The sequence below is a fragment of the Mesorhizobium sp. B2-1-3 genome, assembly GCF_006442495.1.
In the GTDB taxonomy this organism is placed as follows: Bacteria; Pseudomonadota; Alphaproteobacteria; order Rhizobiales; family Rhizobiaceae; genus Mesorhizobium.
On the sequence record NZ_VFWL01000008.1, the window covers coordinates 57,359 to 72,865 of the forward strand.

The 15,507-nt window shown below is 64.1% G+C and carries 12 protein-coding genes; 9 read left to right on the forward strand and 3 right to left on the reverse strand.

Annotation, left to right across the window (positions count from 1 at the left end):
• The first annotated feature begins 116 nt into the window (after nucleotides 1–116).
• From FJ973_RS15215 to FJ973_RS15240, 6 genes are all read left to right on the forward strand, one after another.
• Entirely contained in the window at nucleotides 117–1,355 is a 1,239-nt protein-coding gene (locus tag FJ973_RS15215; protein WP_140556518.1) for an acyl-CoA dehydrogenase family protein, read from the forward strand.
• 50 nt (nucleotides 1,356–1,405) lie between these two features.
• Nucleotides 1,406–2,443: a zinc-binding dehydrogenase gene (locus tag FJ973_RS15220; protein WP_140556519.1), complete on the forward strand. Its 1,038-nt coding sequence runs from the start codon at nucleotides 1,406–1,408 to the stop codon at nucleotides 2,441–2,443.
• Nucleotides 2,444–2,671: 228 nt separating this feature from the next.
• A complete protein-coding gene (locus tag FJ973_RS15225; RefSeq protein ID WP_140556521.1) occupies nucleotides 2,672–3,838 on the forward strand; it encodes a glycosyltransferase family 87 protein in 1,167 nt (388 codons plus the stop codon).
• Nucleotides 3,831–4,817: a glycosyltransferase family 2 protein gene (locus FJ973_RS15230; RefSeq protein ID WP_140556523.1), complete on the forward strand. Its 987-nt coding sequence runs from the start codon at nucleotides 3,831–3,833 to the stop codon at nucleotides 4,815–4,817. Before FJ973_RS15225 ends, FJ973_RS15230 begins: the two co-directional genes overlap by 8 nt.
• On the forward strand, nucleotides 4,814–5,635 hold the full coding sequence (locus FJ973_RS15235) for a ChbG/HpnK family deacetylase (protein ID WP_140556525.1): 822 nt from the start codon (nucleotides 4,814–4,816) through the stop codon (nucleotides 5,633–5,635). Before FJ973_RS15230 ends, FJ973_RS15235 begins: the two co-directional genes overlap by 4 nt.
• On the forward strand, nucleotides 5,632–6,039 hold the full coding sequence (locus tag FJ973_RS15240; RefSeq protein ID WP_140556527.1) for a GtrA family protein: 408 nt from the start codon (nucleotides 5,632–5,634) through the stop codon (nucleotides 6,037–6,039). The genes FJ973_RS15235 and FJ973_RS15240 overlap by 4 nt, the downstream gene beginning before the upstream one ends.
• Before the next feature lie 55 nt (nucleotides 6,040–6,094).
• Here the strand turns inward: FJ973_RS15240 and FJ973_RS15245 are convergent, their stop codons facing one another.
• The 3 genes from FJ973_RS15245 to FJ973_RS15255 all read right to left on the reverse strand — a co-directional run bounded on the left by FJ973_RS15245 (nucleotide 6,095) and on the right by FJ973_RS15255 (nucleotide 11,481).
• Nucleotides 6,095–9,226, reverse strand: a complete 3,132-nt coding sequence (locus tag FJ973_RS15245; protein ID WP_140556529.1) for an efflux RND transporter permease subunit — start codon at nucleotides 9,224–9,226, stop codon at nucleotides 6,095–6,097.
• Nucleotides 9,223–10,377 carry an efflux RND transporter periplasmic adaptor subunit gene (locus FJ973_RS15250; protein WP_140496312.1) on the reverse strand — a complete coding sequence of 385 codons (1,155 nt, stop codon included), beginning with the start codon at nucleotides 10,375–10,377 and terminating at the stop codon, nucleotides 9,223–9,225. The genes FJ973_RS15245 and FJ973_RS15250 overlap by 4 nt, the downstream gene beginning before the upstream one ends.
• 279 nt (nucleotides 10,378–10,656) lie before the next feature.
• Nucleotides 10,657–11,481, reverse strand: a complete 825-nt coding sequence (locus tag FJ973_RS15255; protein WP_140496311.1) for a MurR/RpiR family transcriptional regulator — start codon at nucleotides 11,479–11,481, stop codon at nucleotides 10,657–10,659.
• Nucleotides 11,482–11,624: 143 nt separating this feature from the next.
• Between FJ973_RS15255 and FJ973_RS15260 the strand changes: the two genes are divergently transcribed.
• From FJ973_RS15260 to FJ973_RS15270, 3 genes are all read left to right on the forward strand, one after another.
• Complete coding sequence (locus FJ973_RS15260) at nucleotides 11,625–12,443, forward strand: N-formylglutamate amidohydrolase (protein WP_140556530.1); 819 nt, start codon at nucleotides 11,625–11,627, stop codon at nucleotides 12,441–12,443.
• Between the two features lie 19 nt (nucleotides 12,444–12,462).
• A complete protein-coding gene (locus FJ973_RS15265) occupies nucleotides 12,463–14,019 on the forward strand; it encodes an amino acid permease (RefSeq protein ID WP_140496309.1) in 1,557 nt (518 codons plus the stop codon).
• Between the two features lie 99 nt (nucleotides 14,020–14,118).
• The gene (locus tag FJ973_RS15270; RefSeq protein WP_140496308.1) at nucleotides 14,119–15,489 is read left to right on the forward strand and encodes a glutamine synthetase family protein; all 1,371 of its coding nucleotides are present in this window, start codon (nucleotides 14,119–14,121) and stop codon (nucleotides 15,487–15,489) included.
• Nucleotides 15,490–15,507: the final 18 nt, after the last annotated feature.

A 15,507-nucleotide genomic window follows, 5' to 3' on the forward strand; every position in this document is an offset into this window, starting at 1 on the left:
CTCCTGCGCCTTTCATCGGCGGATCGGGGAAAGCGTTCGCGTTGACAAGGCTATCCGAAGTACGGTCATCCTTGCCACTGACAAAATGCCCGGCCTGAATGAAGGGTTAGCGACCGATGACGGAGATGAATCTCGGCATGACGGAGCGGCTGAGGCCGATCCACGCGCGCGTCGCGGCCATGGTGCGCGACGAGATCATGCCGCTCGACAAGGAATTCCTCGGTGAAGTCGGCAAGGCGGGCGACCGCTGGACATACACGCGGCGCCAGACCGAGATCCTCGAAGGGCTGAAGACGACCGCAAGAGAGCGCGGCCTTTGGAATTTCTGGCTGACCGGCTCGGAACGCGGCTACGGTCTTTCCACCGTCGAATACGCCTATCTGGCCGAGGAGATGGGCAAGGCGCATCTCGGTGCCGAGACCTTCAACTGCTCGGCGCCCGACACCGGCAACATGGAGGTGCTGGAGCGCTACGGCTCGGCGGAGCACAAGAAGGCTTGGCTGGAGCCGCTTCTCGACGGAAAGATCCGCTCGGCCTATCTGATGACCGAGCCGGACGTAGCCTCGTCGGATGCCACCAACATTTCGATGCGCTGCGAACGGCGCGGCGACGGCTATGTGCTGAACGGCGAGAAATGGTGGGCCTCTGGTGCCGGCGATCCCCGCTGCGCCATCTATATCGTCATGGTGAAGACCTCCGATGGAGAGCCGAAGCACAGGCGGCATTCGATGATCCTCGTGCCGGCGGACACCAAGGGTGTCAACAAGCTGCGCCCGATGCAGGTCTATGGCGACGACGACGCGCCGCACGGCCACATGCATCTTCGCTTCGACAATGTGCTGGTGCCGGCGTCGAACCTGATCCTCGGCGAGGGCAGGGGTTTCGAGATCGCGCAAGGCCGCCTCGGCCCCGGCCGCATCCATCACTGCATGCGGGCCATCGGCCAGGCCGAGATGGCGCTGGAGCTGCTGTGCCAGCGTTCGGTCCGCCGGGAAGCGTTCGGCCAGCCATTGGCGAAACTCGGCGCCAATTTCGACATCATCGCCGAATGCCGCATGGAGATCGAGATGGCCCGCCTGCTCTGCCTCAAGGCGGCGTGGATGATCGACCAGGGCGACGCGCGCGCCGCCGCGCCCTGGATCAGCCAGATCAAGGTGGTCGCGCCACGCATGGCTCTGAAGGTCACCGACGAGGCGGTGCAGATGTTCGGCGCGCAAGGCATCAGCCAGGACACGCCGCTGGCGCGCTCGTGGACGCATCTCAGAACGCTGCGCCTCGCCGACGGGCCGGATGCCGTGCATCGCCGCCAGGTGGCGCGGGCTGAATTGAGGAAATACACGCAGGAAAAGGTTTGAGCCGGCCGGCATCTCATCGTCTTGCGTCGACAACCAAGGAGCAGCCACCAATGGCCATACCCTCCGAAATGAAGGCCCTGCTCCTGGTCGGCGACGGCTACACCAGGGCGCCGAGCGGCAGCGTGCTGGAGGCGATGGAGCCCTATCTCAAGCCAGGCAGTATCGCAGTGCCGGCACCTGGGCCGACGCAAGTGCTGATCAAGGTCAGCCTTGCGTCGATCAATCCGTCCGATGTCGCCTTCATCAAGGGCCAGTACGGCCAGCCGCGGCTCAAGGGCCGGCCGGCCGGCTTCGAAGGCGTCGGCGTGGTCGTTGCCGGCGGCGACGAGCCCTATCCCAAGAGCCTCGTCGGCAAGCGCGTTGCCTTCGCCACCGGGCTCTCCAATTGGGGCTCATGGGCCGACTATGCCGTTGCCGAAGCCGCCGCCTGCATTCCGCTCCTCGACACCGTGCGCGACGAGGATGGGGCTGCCATGATCGTCAATCCGCTTACCGCGCTCGCCATGTTCGACATCGTCAGCCGAGAAGGCGAAAGGGCCTTCATCATGACCGCCGGCGCCAGCCAGCTCTGCAAGCTGATCATCGGGCTGGCCAGTGAGGAAGGATTCCGGCCTATCGTCACCGTGCGCCGCGACGAGCAGATCGCGCTGCTGAAGGAAATCGGCGCCGCCCATGTGCTCAACGAGAAGTCGCCCGATTTCGAAGCCTCGCTGCGCGAGGTGATAAAGGCCGAACAGCCGCGCATCTTTCTCGATGCGGTGACCGGGCCACTGGCCTCGGCCATCTTCAACGCCATGCCGAAGCGCTCGCGCTGGATCATCTATGGACGGCTCGATCCCGAGGCCACGATCATCCGCGAACCCGGCCAGCTGATTTTCCAGCACAAGCACATAGAGGGCTTCTGGCTGAGCGAATGGATGCGGCAGCATAAGGATCGCCGCGGTCCTGCGATCCTCGAGGCGCAGAAGCGCTTTTCCGACGGGCGCTGGACGACCGACGTGACGGCTGTGGTGCCGCTGGCCGAGGCGATGGCGCGCGTGCCGGCGGAACTGGCCAGGCCCAATGGCAAGGTGTTCATTCGGCCGTAAGGCAGGGGGTGTGCGGTTGAGCTGCATTCCGGTTCATCGAGAGCACAGCTGCTATAACCTTCGAGGGCCGGAAAGAGGGTGGTTTGTTGGCTGCGATCGTTCAATGTCATCGGCGGCCGCGCCGTTCGATCCCCCTATGCCACCCCGCTTTGTCCGTGATATGCCGCCGCCAATGAACGCTGGGACAGTGCCGGACCGGGCCTGTTCCGGATTGGTGTGGGGTGCTTGGTGAGGATTTCCAAACCGGTTTTCGACCGCCTGGGGCTTGGCCTGTGGATCGGGGCATTCGCGGTCGTGCTTGGCCTGGTCCTGTGGTCGCCCGATGCGCGCACCGTATTGCACGCCTACAGATATGGCAGTGTGGAGTTTCTCGCCGGCCGGCCGCTCTACGACCTCGAGTCCGAGATGGGATACCTTTACACGCCCGCCTTCGCCGCGCTCTATATTCCGTTCTTGAATCTGGGACCGCATCTTGGCGGGCTGGTCTGGCATGCCCTCGGTTTCGCCGTTCTCACCCTTGCCGCGGCGCGGCAGGTGCGCAAGCTGGGCGGACAGGAGCAGACCTGGCTGCTTTCCTTCGGCCTCTTTCTCGCTTTGCCGATGACACTGGGCGCCATCCGCAACGGCCAGGCGACAATCCTGCTGACCGGCGCCTGCTGGCTCTTGACCCTGTCGGCACTGGAAGGACGGCGTGCGGAGACCTTTTTCTGGGCCTCGCTTGCCATAACGGCCAAGCCGACCGCGATCATCATGCTGCTGTTGGTGGGGGCGTTGCGCCCGCGGCTGATACCGGTGCTGGTGCTCGCGGTGCTGTTCGTGCTCGCCATCCCCTACGCTTTCGCTCCCGCCGGCTACCTGAACGAGCAGTATGGCGATTTCGCCCGCATGCTGACGTCGATGGCCGTCGACAAGACCAGCCATTTTGTTCCTACCGATTTCACCGCGCCCTTTATCGAGATGGGGCTGCCCGTTCCGGACTCGGCTGCCACGGCGGTGCGCGTCGTGATCGGCCTGCTGACGCTCTCGATCGTGCTCTGGTTCGACCGCAAGCTCGAACAAGGAGCGGCCGGACTCGCGATCTTCCTGGCGGCCGCCTTCTACATGTGCGTCTTCAACCCGCGCGTCGAGCCCAACACCTATGCGATGATCGCGGTACCCGCCGGCCTTGCCATTGCCCTGTTGTGGCGCGAAGAAAAAGGTGGCGTCCTGGCCTGCGTGCTGTCCATGACTTTATTCCTGACAGGTTTGACTGGTGTCGAGCGCCACATGCATGACTTTCTCTATCCCTGGTTTCGGCCGATCACGGTCACTTTCATCGCCTGCTTCCTGATATGGTGGTTCTGGGCCAAGGCGCGGCAAAAATTGGTGAATGCGGAGCCTGTCGCCCATGGCTGAGATGCGCCCGACACTCGATATCGTGGCGCCGTTCTTCAACGAGGCGCAATCGGCGACGGCTTTCGCGGCATTGCTCGACGCGCTCGAGGCGGCGGTGTCGAGCCGCTTCGGCATGCAAGTCCACAAGATCCTGGTCGACGACGGCAGCCGGGACGATAGCGCCGGGCGGTTTTCGCAGGCACTTTCGGGATCCTGGGAAATCGTGCGCCTCAGCCGCAATTTCGGCAAGGAGGTCGCCGTGCTCGCCGGCCTCGACCACTCGCGGGGCGACATGGTGCTTGTCATGGACGCGGATCTGCAGCACTCCCTGGAGACCAGCCTGAAGATGATCGTCGAGCTGGCTGAGAATCCGGACGTCGACGTCGTCTACGCGCAGAACGACCGGCGCGGGGCAAGCTGGCGGCGCAGCCAGTTGGCGAAACTGTTCTACAGTCTGATCAACAGCAGCCAGCGGTTCGATATACCCGAGAATGCAGGCGATTTTCGTGTCATGCGCGGCACCGTGGCGCGCGCATTGACCAGCCTGCGCGACAAAAGGCGCTTCAACAAGGGCCTGTTCGCCTGGGCCGGCTTCCGCCAGAAGGCCATATCCTATTCGCCGGAAAACCGCGCCAGCGGCAAGTCGAAATGGAGCCGGCTCAACCTGATCGCCTTTTCGTTAGAGGGGTTTACGTCCTTTTCGGTGATTCCGCTGCGCCTGATCAGCCTCAGCGGACTGCTTGCGGCGTTTGCCAGCGCGGTCTACGGCGCGAAAGTGCTCTTCGAGGTGCTGTTCTACGGCATTGCCGTTCCAGGCTATCCGAGCCTGCTGGTCGCCGTGGTGCTGCTCGGCGGCCTCAACCTGACACTTCTCGGGCTGATCGGTGAATATGTCTGGGTCACGCTCAGCGAAAGCAAGGATCGCCCGGTCTACATCGTGCGCGATATCGTGCGCAGCGATGTTCCCGCCAGGTCGGCGCCGGGCGTTCCCGGGGCATGATGCGCGGCATCCGCCTGATCGCCGACGATTACGGCCTGGCGCCCGGCGTCTCGGCGGCGATCCTCGACCTGCTCGATCGCGGGCGGCTTACGGGTACCGGCTGCATGACCGGTTTCGCGGAATGGCCGGGGGAGGCGGAACGCATCAAGCCGCTGTGCGGCCGGGTCGCCGTCGGCCTGCATCTGACCTTGACGGACCAGCCGGCCGTGACCGGCCCGTCGAGCCTGGCGCCGGAAGGCCGGCTGCCGCCGCTCCGCTCGCTGGCATTGCCGATCCTGCGCGGCGGCATCGAGACCTGCGACGTCCATGCCGAGCTCGACGCCCAATTTGGCCGCTTCGTCGAGGCGCTCGGACACCGGCCCGATTTCATCGACGGCCACCAGCATGTGCATTTCCTGCCTGTCGTGCGCAAATGGCTGCGGGGGCGTTTCGCCGGAGATGCCGGCAGACCGTGGCTGCGCGGCGCGCCGGCACTGGCCGGCAGCGGAGCGGCGGCATCGAAAATTGCGGCGATCGCCGCCCTGGCAACTGGTTTCAACCGATCCATGCGGCGCGCCGGCTTCACCGTGAGGGCGCCGCTCGCCGGCATCTATGACTGGCGGCAGCCGGAAAAGTTCGCGCCCGCCCTGCAAACCGCCGTTGAAAGCCTGCCGGAAGAGGGACTGTTCATGTGCCATCCCGGGCATGTCGACGAGACGTTGCGTGCACGCGACCCGATGCAAGATGTGCGCGAAGTCGAATTCGCGGTTCTCGCCTCCGATCATTTCGGCGCAAACCTGGCTCGCGCGCGTGTCGGCATCATGGACGGCACAGCATGAGTGCCGATCAGTCCCGGCGTTCGACCGGCAACAAGATTATCCGCTTCGCCATTGTCGGCCTGGTGAACACGGCCATCGACCTTGCCGGTTTCTTTCTGCTGCTCAAGCTGCACGTGCCGCCGCTGCCCGCCAACGTTGCGTCCTGGTTCATTGCCGTCACCTTCTCCTTCGCGGCCAACGGCTTCTGGTCGTTCGAGCGCGATCCGACCATCCGGCTGCATCATGCCTTTCTTCGCTTCGCCTCGCTCGGCGCGCTGATTTCGCTTGGTGTCTCCAGCCTTGCGATCGCGCTGTTCGCCGGCGTCGTCGGCGTGTGGCCGGCAAAGATCGGCGGGGTGGTTGTGGCGGCGGTGCTGAATTTCCTCGCCGCGCGCTGGTCGATCGAGGGCCGTCTCTTGAAATAGCAGGCTGTTTCCCCACGAAAATTCCGGACCCGCTACACGGTCTCCCGGAATTTCCCTATTCAGCCGGCTCCACATCGGTGTAGGCGGCTTCCTCGAGTTCGCGCTTCAGCCGCGCCTCCTCGTGGGTCTTCGGCGTGACGAAGCGGCCGAGCAAGAGATAGGCGACGGGGGTCAGGAACAGCGTCGAGACGGTGGCCAGCCCCAGTCCGCCGACGATCACCCAGCCGAGCGCGATACGGGCCTCGGCGCCGGCGCCCGCCGCCAGCACCAGCGGCACGCCGCCGAGCACGGTGCAGATCATTGTCATCATCACCGGGCGCAAGCGAATGGTCGAGGCCTGTTCGATCGCCTCGCGCACGCCCAGTCCGCGATCGCGCAGCTGGTTTGCGAATTCGACGATCAGGATGCCGTTCTTGGCCATGACGCCGACCAGCAGCACCAGACCTATCTGGCTGTAGGCGTTGAGGCTGGTGCCCGAGAGCAGAAGCGCGAAGATGGCGCAGGCGAGGCCGAGCGGCACTGTCGCCATGATGATGATGGCGCTGACGAAGCTCTCGAATTGCGCGGCAAGCACCAGCAGGATGATGACCAGGGCAAAACCGAAGATGGTGACCATGGCGCTGTTTGTCTCACCCAGCGTCGCCGCCTCGGCCAATGGCACGATGCGGCTGCCCGGCGGCAGAAGCGGCGTTGCGATCTCCTCGGCGCGCGTAAGGGCCGAGCCGAGGGCGAAATCGCCGCCGAGGTTGGACGTGATCGCCACCGACGGCTGCTGCTGCTCGCGCGACAGCGAGGGCGGCACGGCACGCTCGGTCAGCGTGGCTATGGTCGACATCGGCACGAAACGGCCGTCAGCCGTCTTCAGGAAGACGTTCTCCAGGTCCGTCGGATCGTTGATCGGGTTGGTGGTCGAAACCAGCTTCACCCCGTAGCTGCGGTCGGCGATGTAGACATCGACGACATCGTTGCCGTCGAGCATGGCCTGCATGGTATTGGCCAGCCCGGTGATGTCGATGCCGAGATCGGAGGCGCGCTCGCGGTCGACGGCAACGGAAAGCTGCGGTTGCGTCGGGTCGATGGAAAGGCGTGGCGTCTGGAAACGCGGATCCTTCTGCATCTCGGCGATGATCTTGACGGCCGAGTCGCCGAGCGCCTTGCGGTCGTTGCCGACCAGCGCAAACTGCAGGCCGTTGCCGGCGCCACGGATGCCGAGGCTGTTGGGCTGCACCGGGAAGATGCGCACGCTGGGCACCTGGCGGGTGAGCTGGCTGATCTCGGCCATGATCTCCTGCTGGCTGCGGCTGCGCTCGTCCCACGGCGCCAGCGTCATCACCATGAAGCCTGAATTATAGGCGCCGTTCTGGCCAGCACTCTCGAAAGTGCTGACGATTTCGCCGGAATCGCGCAGCGGCTGGATCAGCTTTTCGATCTTCTGCATCTGCTGCGTCGTGTAGTCGAGGCTGACGCCTTGCGGGGCGCTGATGCGAAGCAGCACGACCGCGCGATCCTCGGTCGGCGTCAATTCCTGGCGGATGGTGCCGAACAGCGCGAATGCGGTGCCGGCGAACAGCAGCGCCACCAGCACCACGATCCACGGCGCATCGAGGCAGACATGCAGGCTGCGCCGATAGGCCGCGTTCAGCGCGCCGCCGATGCGTGCGCCGACGCCGTTGCCGCCCTCGTGGTGGAGGGCGGCACTGGACAGCATGCGCGAGGCAAGCATGGGGCAAAGCGTCAGCGCGACCACGCAGGACAACAGCACCGACATGGCGAGCACGAAGCCGAATTCGCGGAACAGGCCGCCGGTCTGGCCCGGCAGGAAGGAGATCGGCACGAAGACGGCAACCAGCGTCAGGGTGGTGGCGATGACGGCGAAGAACACCTCCTGTGCGCCGAGCACGGCGGCGGCACGCGGCCCCATGCCTTGATTGCGCCGCCGCACGATGTTTTCCAAAACGACGATCGCGTCATCGACGACAAGCCCCGTCGCCAGCACCAGGGCCAGCAGCGTCAGGATGTTGATCGAGAAACCAGCGAGATAGATCGCCGCAATGGTGCCGATCATGGCGACGGGCATCGACAGGCCCGGAATGAGCGTGGCGCGCCAGTCGAGAAGAAAGGCATAAATGACGACCAGAACGATGGAGACGGAAAGCGCGAGCGCGATCTCCACCTCGTGCACGGCGCCGTTGACGAACACCGCGTCGTCGCTTGTGACCTTGATCGACATGCCTTCCGGCAGGTTTGCCTGCAATTTCTCGACGGCGGCCTTGACGCCAGTGGAGATATCCAGCGTGTTCGATTCCGCCTGGCGGATGATGCCGATGCCGATGCCGGTCTTGCCGTCCGAACGCAACGTGGTCTGGCCGATGTCGGGGCCGAGCGTGACGGTGGCGACATCGCGGATGCGCGTCGTGCCGCCAATGATGATGTTCTCGAATTCTTCCGGCGTCGTCACATCGGCCGTGGTGCGAACGATCAGGTCCTGATTGGTGGTGGTGATCGAGCCGGCGGGTGAATCGAAGGCGACCGAGGCAAGGGCGGTCCTGAGGTCGGCGACGGTGAAGCCCAGGCTGGCGAGCTTGTTCTGATCGACGTCGATGCGGAAGATCTTGTCGCGGTCGCCATAGACCTGGACGTCCGCGACGCCTGGAACGGCAGCCAGTTCGTCCTCGATCTGGTCCTGGACCACGACGGTCATGTCCTGAACCGACATGGTGTCGGAGGTGACGGCCAGGCGCATCACGGGGTCGGAGTTGGCGTCGGCCTTGACGATGCGCGGCGGATCGGCCGTTTCCGGCATCTGGTTGGCGACGCGGCCGACGGCATCCCGCACATCCGAGGCCCCGACATTGAGATCGACGCCGTCGTTGAATTCGATGGTGACGCGGCTCGAGCCGAAGGAGGAGGTCGAGGAGATCGACTTGACGCCGGAAACGCGGGCAACAGCTCCCTCGATGGTATCGGTCAGTTCGCGATCGACCGTTTCGGCCGCCGCGCCTTCGAAAGTCGTGGAAACGGTGACGACGGCGCGGTCGACGTCAGGCAGTTCGCGGATCTCGACGCCATAGAAGGCGGCGAGGCCGGCGACCGCGATGAGGACATTCAGCACCAAGGCCATGACCGGCCTGCGGATGAACAGGGCGGTAAAGCCGGTCTCGCTAGCGGCGTTGACGGCTCCGGTCATGAGCCTTCGGCCGCGTTCGCGGCGCGCTGCTCTCCGCGGGCGATGCGGACTTCGCCGCCCTCGCTGACGCTCTGGGTGCCTTCGGTCACCACCATGTCGCCACTGTCCAGTTCCGCGTCGATCAACACGGTTTCGGTGTTGCGCTGGATGATGCGCACCGGCACCCGCTTGGCCTTGCCGTTCTCGACCGCCCAGACGTAAGCGCCCTCCGAGCCCCACAGGATCGCCAGCGGGCTGACGGCGGGGTAAGTCTCGCCAGGGAATTTCATGGTGATGGCGAACGACATGCCGGCGCGCAGCGAATCGGCCGGGTTGGCGATCGTCGCCTTGACCAGAAGCGTACGGCTGTTCTCGTCGATGTGGTTGTCAATGGCCGAAACCGTGCCGGTATAGCTGTTGCCGGGGTTGGCGATCGGCGTCGCCGACAATTGCGCGCCGATCTTGACGGCGGCGGCGAAGCGCTCCGGCACCAGGAAATCGACAAGGATCGAGGAACGGTCGTCGAGCGTGGCGATCGCCGACTGGTTGGTCACATAATTGCCGGCGGAGATCGGCAGGATGCCGACCGTGCCGGAGATCGGGGCGAGAACAGACCGGCGGTGCAGGGCGAGTTCCGCATCCTGTAGCGCCAGCTTGGCACCGGCCAGCACCACTTCGGCATCGGCGACGGCGACCGGTGTCGCCGCATTGGAGGCGCGCAGCGACCTGACCCGGTCGAGCTTGGCCTGTGCGTCCTGAAGCGCGAGCCGGGCACGGTCCTGGGCGATCACTTCGGTTTCGGAATCAAGGGTCGCGATGACCTGTCCCTTGTCGACATGGGTGCCGGACGAAACCAGCAATTCGGCGAGACGGCCGGAGGAGTAGGGGTTGACCGTCACCGACGCATTGGCGCGGCCGGTGCCGATGGCCTGGAGCCGATCGTTTATGGTCGCGGAAATAGCGGGCACGACAACGACGTTGACCTGACGGGCTCGCTCGCCGCCAGCGGATTTCGTGCCGGCGCCGGTTTCAGCCGGAGGCGTTGCCGCGTAGGCCCAGTCTATTCCCCAGCGCGCCAGCACGTCCGGCGCGCCCGGGAAAAAGCGCAGCCAGGCGGCAACCGCCACCACCAGCACCACAAGGGCGAAAAGTATCTGTTTCCAGGCGGCCATCGGCACTCCGGTTGGCAAAACAATCCTTCCGTCCACCGGTTTCCCGAAATAAGCAGACGCAGCGGGGCTATTCTAAGGCAAGAAGCAAGCCCCCGATATCGTGCCTTTATGACAATTCTTCAGTGTCCGCGCACATTAAATATGCGTAACGTTGCCGGTGTTCGTGCCGTTTTGATTTTTTAGTTCACTTCGAGCCGGGCTTTCGAGATTACAACGGTGGCTATGCCGCCCCGACGCCAGTTTCGGACCGAAATCGTTCCAGACTTATCCCGGGCTGCATCAACGCAGGCCTTCCATCTCGCGGATGCGCCGGGCGCCGTCGGCCTCGAGTTGCCTTGTGACGGCGCCGATCAGCGTTTCGGCGACGACGAAGAGCGCCGCCGAGGAGTCCCACGCCGAAGGCACGGCGGTTCGCCCGGCGATGACGTGACGGGCGAAGCGGGCGATCGGCGACAGCCACTGGTCGGTGAACAACACGATCTGCACGCCACGCTGATGCGCCTTCTCGGCGAAGCGGATGAGGCTGTCCTGGTAGCGCCTGATGTCGAAAATGACCAGCACGTCGCGCTTGCCCATGTCGATCAGCCTGTCGCGCCACATGCTTTCCTGACCGGCGAGGTGAATGACGTCAGGCTGGATGATGGCAAGGTGGGCGGCCATGTAGCGCGCCAGCGGATCGGTGAAGCGGCCGCCGATCAGGAATGTCTTGCCGCGACGCTCTGCGAGGCGGGACGCGATGTCGGCAAGCTGCTTGTCGGACAGGTGCCGGAACGTCTCGCGCATATTGTCGAGCGTTGCCTCCAGCATCGGCGACGCCGTGCCGCCGGGCAAGGGCGGATTGAGCGTGCGGGTCGCGGGGGACTGCAATTGCGCCGCCAGTTCGTCCTGCAGGCTCGACTGGAACTCCGGATAGTTCTGGAAGCCGAGCCTGGCGACGAAACGCAGGATCGTCGGCGAGGACACGCCGGCCGCGGACGAGAATTCGGCGACAGTCTTCAGACCGATCATCGGATAGCTCGCTATCAGCGTCTGGGCCGCGCGCCGCTCGCCGGCCGGCATTGTGCCGATGCGGTCGGCGATCAATTCGGCAATACTGGAAATCATCTTTCCCATCCATGGCCCGGCCGACGGTGTTTTCCCCAAATCGCATTTGACAAAGCCGGGCAAACTGTATGAAATCATCCATAGGGACGCAATGAGGCAAAATACGTAACATACGATACAGCGCTCCCCGGGGACCGCAGACTATGGAGAAAGCACGGCCCGCCAGCCTTGCATCGCCTGATGCCGTAAGGGTGACCAACCCGGGCGGATCGAGTCCCTTCGTGCTCACCTGCGACCACGCCTCCAATTTCCTGCCCGCCGAATTCGGCACGCTCGGCCTCACCGCCGAGGACCTGTCGCGTCACATCGCCTGGGACCCGGGCGCGCTGCCCGTTGCGCTGCGCATGGCGCAGTCGCTCGATGCGACGCTGGTCGAAACCTGCATTTCGCGTCTCGTCATCGACTGCAACCGGCCGCTTGACGCGCCGGACCTGGTGCCGCCGGTCAGCGAAACCACAGCCATACCGGGCAACACCGGCCTGTCGGAAAAGCAGCGCGCGGCGCGGGTCGCCCTGTCCTGGCAGCCGTTTCATAACGCCATCGAGCATATTGTCGAAGACAGGCTGGCGCGCGGCCAGGAGACGCGGCTGGTATCGGTGCATTCCTTCACGCCGGTCTACAAAGGCCGAGACCGGCCCTGGCATATCGGCATCATCCACGATGACGACCGCCGGCTGGCAGCGCCGCTGATATCGGCGCTGCGGCACCTTGCCGGCATCACCGTCGGCGTCAACGAACCCTATTCGCCGGCCGACCGCGTCTATTTCACGCTGGAACGCCATGCGCGCCCGCGCGGGCTGCCCTGCGCGATGATCGAAATCCGCAACGATGAAATCTCCGGCGAGACCGGGCAGCGGAAATGGGCGGATTTGCTCACAGGCATCTTTTCGGATCTGGAGCCCGAGGAGACCAGAGGCGCCAGGGAACACGCAACGGGAAAGTCAGTTCAATCGGCTAGCTGAGAACGCAAGGGGACTAAAAATGGCAGCACCTGGATATACCGAAGTTGACAAGGCGGAGGACGTCAAGGTCCTCCACAGCATGGGCTACGCCCAGGAACTGGAGCGGCGCCTCAGCCGCTTTTCGAACTTCGCCGTTTCCTTCTCCATCATCTGCATCCTGTCGGGCGGCATCAATTCGCTGGCGCAGGCAACGTCGGGCGCCGGCGGCATCGGCATCGGCATCGGCTGGCTGGTCGGCTGCTTCGTCTCGTTGACGTTCGCCGTCGCCATGTCGCAGATCAGCTCGGCCTATCCGACGGCAGGCGGGCTCTATCATTGGGGCTCGATCCTGGGCAACCGCGGCACCGGCTGGGTCACGGCCTGGCTCAACCTGCTCGGCCTGATCACCGTGCTCGGCGCCATCAATGTCGGCACCTGGACATTCTTCATCGGTGCCTTCGGACCGGCGCTCGGCATCGAAGGCACGCTGACCAACCAGATGATCTTTCTGGTCATCATCACCGGCGCCCAGGCGCTCATCAACCATCTCGGCATCAAGCTGACGGCCAAGCTCACCGACTTCTCGGGCTACCTCATCTTCTTCGGCTCGATCCTGATCGCAGTGGTCTGCCTGCTTTCCGCCGAAACCTGGGATTTCAGCCGGCTGTTCACCTTCCATAACTACTCCGGCGATGCCGGAGGCGGCGTCTGGCCGTCGGTTTCGAATGCCTGGGTGTTCGCGCTCGGCCTCCTGCTGCCGATCTATACCATCACCGGTTACGACGCCTCGGCGCATACCTCCGAGGAGACCATCAAGGCGGCCAGCTCGGTGCCGCGCGCCATGGTCATGTCGGTGATCTGGTCGGCGGTCTTCGGCTATCTGTTCCTGGCCGCCTTCGTGCTGATGATCCCGAACATGGACGATGCCGCCAAGCAAGGCTGGAACGTGTTCTTCTGGGCCTTCGACCAGCGCGTCAGCCCTGGCCTCAAGGAGTTCGTCTATCTCGTCGTGTTCATCGCTCAGCTGCTGTGCGGCCTCGCCACCGTCACCTCAGCCTCGCGCATGATCTTCGCCTTCTCGCGTGACGGCGGCCTGCCGGGTTCGTCGGCACTGGCCAAGGTCAGCCCGACCTACCGCACGCCGGTGGCGGCGATCTGGACGGCATCGATCCTGTCGGTGCTGTTCGTCTGGGGTTCGACGCTGGTTTCGGTCGCCGGCACCTCGGCCTACACCATCGTGGTCTCCTGCACCGTCATCTTCCTGTTCCTGTCCTTCACCGTGCCGATCGTGCTCGGCATGCTGGCCTGGGGCACGCCCAAATGGGACAAGATGGGACCGTGGAACATGGGGCGCGGCGTGTTCATGCTGTTTGCGGTCCTGTCGATCGTGTCGATGATCCTGATCTTCGTCATTGGCATCCAGCCGCCGAACGACTGGGCGCTCTACATCACCGTCGGCTTCTTCATCCTGACCGCGATCGTCTGGTTTGCCTTCGAGCGCAACCGCTTCCAGGGTCCGCCGCTCGGCGACATCATCGCGGCGCGCCAAGCGGCGATCAAGGCGGCTGAGCAGGCCGTCGGCGAAACCGGCCACTGAGGCCAGCATCTCACAGCCATGGCCCGCGCATCGCCGGCCATGGCTTCGACCCTTCGAAATCGACAAGCCCAAAATGACAAGCACTGGAGCGCCAAAGGAATGGCCGGAAATTTCTCGTTCGATCAGTTGAAGAAAGCGGTTTCCGGCGGGGAGATCGACACGGTGCTGGCCTGCATCGTCGATATGCAGGGACGGCTGGCGGGAAAACGGTTCCTGGCCCAGTACTTCGTGGATTCCGCGCATGACGAGACGCATGGCTGCAACTATCTCCTGGCCGCCGACATCGATATGGAGCCGGTGCCCGGCTATAAGGCGGCAAGCTGGTCGAAGGGCTATGGCGATTTCGTCATGAAGCCCGACCTCGCGACGCTGCGGCGCATTCCGTGGCTGGAAAAGACGGCGCTCGTGATCTGCGACGTGCTCGATCACCACACCCATGACGACCTGCCGCATTCCCCGCGCGCCATCCTGAAGAAGCAGGTCAAGCGGCTGACGGAGCGGGGTTATATCGGCTATTTCGCCTCCGAGCTCGAATTCTACCTCTTCAGCGAGACCTACGATTCCGCCCGCAAGAAGCACTGGCAGGGCCTCGACACCGCCTCGCCCTATATCGGCGACTATCAGATCGGCATCACCACCAAGGAAGAAGGCGTCATGCGACGGCTTCGCAACGAAATGGAAGCGGCAGGCATCCCGATCGAGAACTCGAAGGGCGAGTGGGGGCCGGGTCAGGAAGAGATCAATGTGCGCTATGCCGAGGCCCTCGACATGGCCGATCGCCACGTCATCCTGAAGAATGGCGCCAAGGAGATCGCCGAATCCGAAGGCAAGGCGATTTCCTTCATGGCCAAGTACAATTACGGGCTCGCCGGCAATTCCAGCCACATCCACAATTCGCTCTGGAGCGCCGACGGCAAGACGCCGCTTTTCTTCGACAGACAAGCCGACTGGACGCTATCGAGCCTCGGCCAGCAGTGGGCGGCGGGTCAACTCAAATACGCCAAGGAGTTCACCTGGTTCCTGGCGCCCTACATCAATTCCTACAAGCGCTTCCAGGCCGGCACGTTCGCGCCGACCAAGATCATGTGGAGCGAAGATAACCGCACCGCCGGCTTCCGCCTGTGCGGCGAGGGCACCAAGGGCATCCGCATGGAGTGCCGCATCGGCGGCGCCGACTTGAACCCCTATCTCGCCTTCGCGGCGTTGATCGCCGCCGGCCTTGCCGGCATCGACGAGAAGCTGGAGCTGCAGAAGCCCTTCGTCGGCGACGCCTATCAGGCCTCGCGCCTGCCGGAGATCCCGAAGACGCTGCGCGACGCCACCGACACGCTGGCCAAGTCCAAGATGCTGAAACAGGCGCTCGGCGAGGACGTGCTCGAACACTACGTCCACACCGCTAAATGGGAGCAGTTCGAATACGACCGCCGCATTACGGATTGGGAACTGCATCGTGGGTTCGAGCGATACTAGAAGATAGTATATTACTAT

Coding starts and splice junctions, on each gene's coding strand:
- FJ973_RS15215 (WP_140556518.1), top strand. CDS start 117: ATGACGGAGATGAATCTCGGCATGACGGAGCGGCTGAGGCCGATCCAC.
- FJ973_RS15245 (WP_140556529.1), bottom strand. CDS start 9,226: ATGACCGGAGCCGTCAACGCCGCTAGCGAGACCGGCTTTACCGCCCTG.
- FJ973_RS15250 (WP_140496312.1), bottom strand. CDS start 10,377: ATGGCCGCCTGGAAACAGATACTTTTCGCCCTTGTGGTGCTGGTGGTG.
- FJ973_RS15260 (WP_140556530.1), top strand. CDS start 11,625: ATGGAGAAAGCACGGCCCGCCAGCCTTGCATCGCCTGATGCCGTAAGG.
- FJ973_RS15235 (WP_140556525.1), top strand. CDS start 4,814: ATGATGCGCGGCATCCGCCTGATCGCCGACGATTACGGCCTGGCGCCC.
- FJ973_RS15240 (WP_140556527.1), top strand. CDS start 5,632: ATGAGTGCCGATCAGTCCCGGCGTTCGACCGGCAACAAGATTATCCGC.
- FJ973_RS15265 (WP_140496309.1), top strand. CDS start 12,463: ATGGCAGCACCTGGATATACCGAAGTTGACAAGGCGGAGGACGTCAAG.
- FJ973_RS15270 (WP_140496308.1), top strand. CDS start 14,119: ATGGCCGGAAATTTCTCGTTCGATCAGTTGAAGAAAGCGGTTTCCGGC.
- FJ973_RS15220 (WP_140556519.1), top strand. CDS start 1,406: ATGGCCATACCCTCCGAAATGAAGGCCCTGCTCCTGGTCGGCGACGGC.
- FJ973_RS15255 (WP_140496311.1), bottom strand. CDS start 11,481: ATGATTTCCAGTATTGCCGAATTGATCGCCGACCGCATCGGCACAATG.
- FJ973_RS15230 (WP_140556523.1), top strand. CDS start 3,831: ATGGCTGAGATGCGCCCGACACTCGATATCGTGGCGCCGTTCTTCAAC.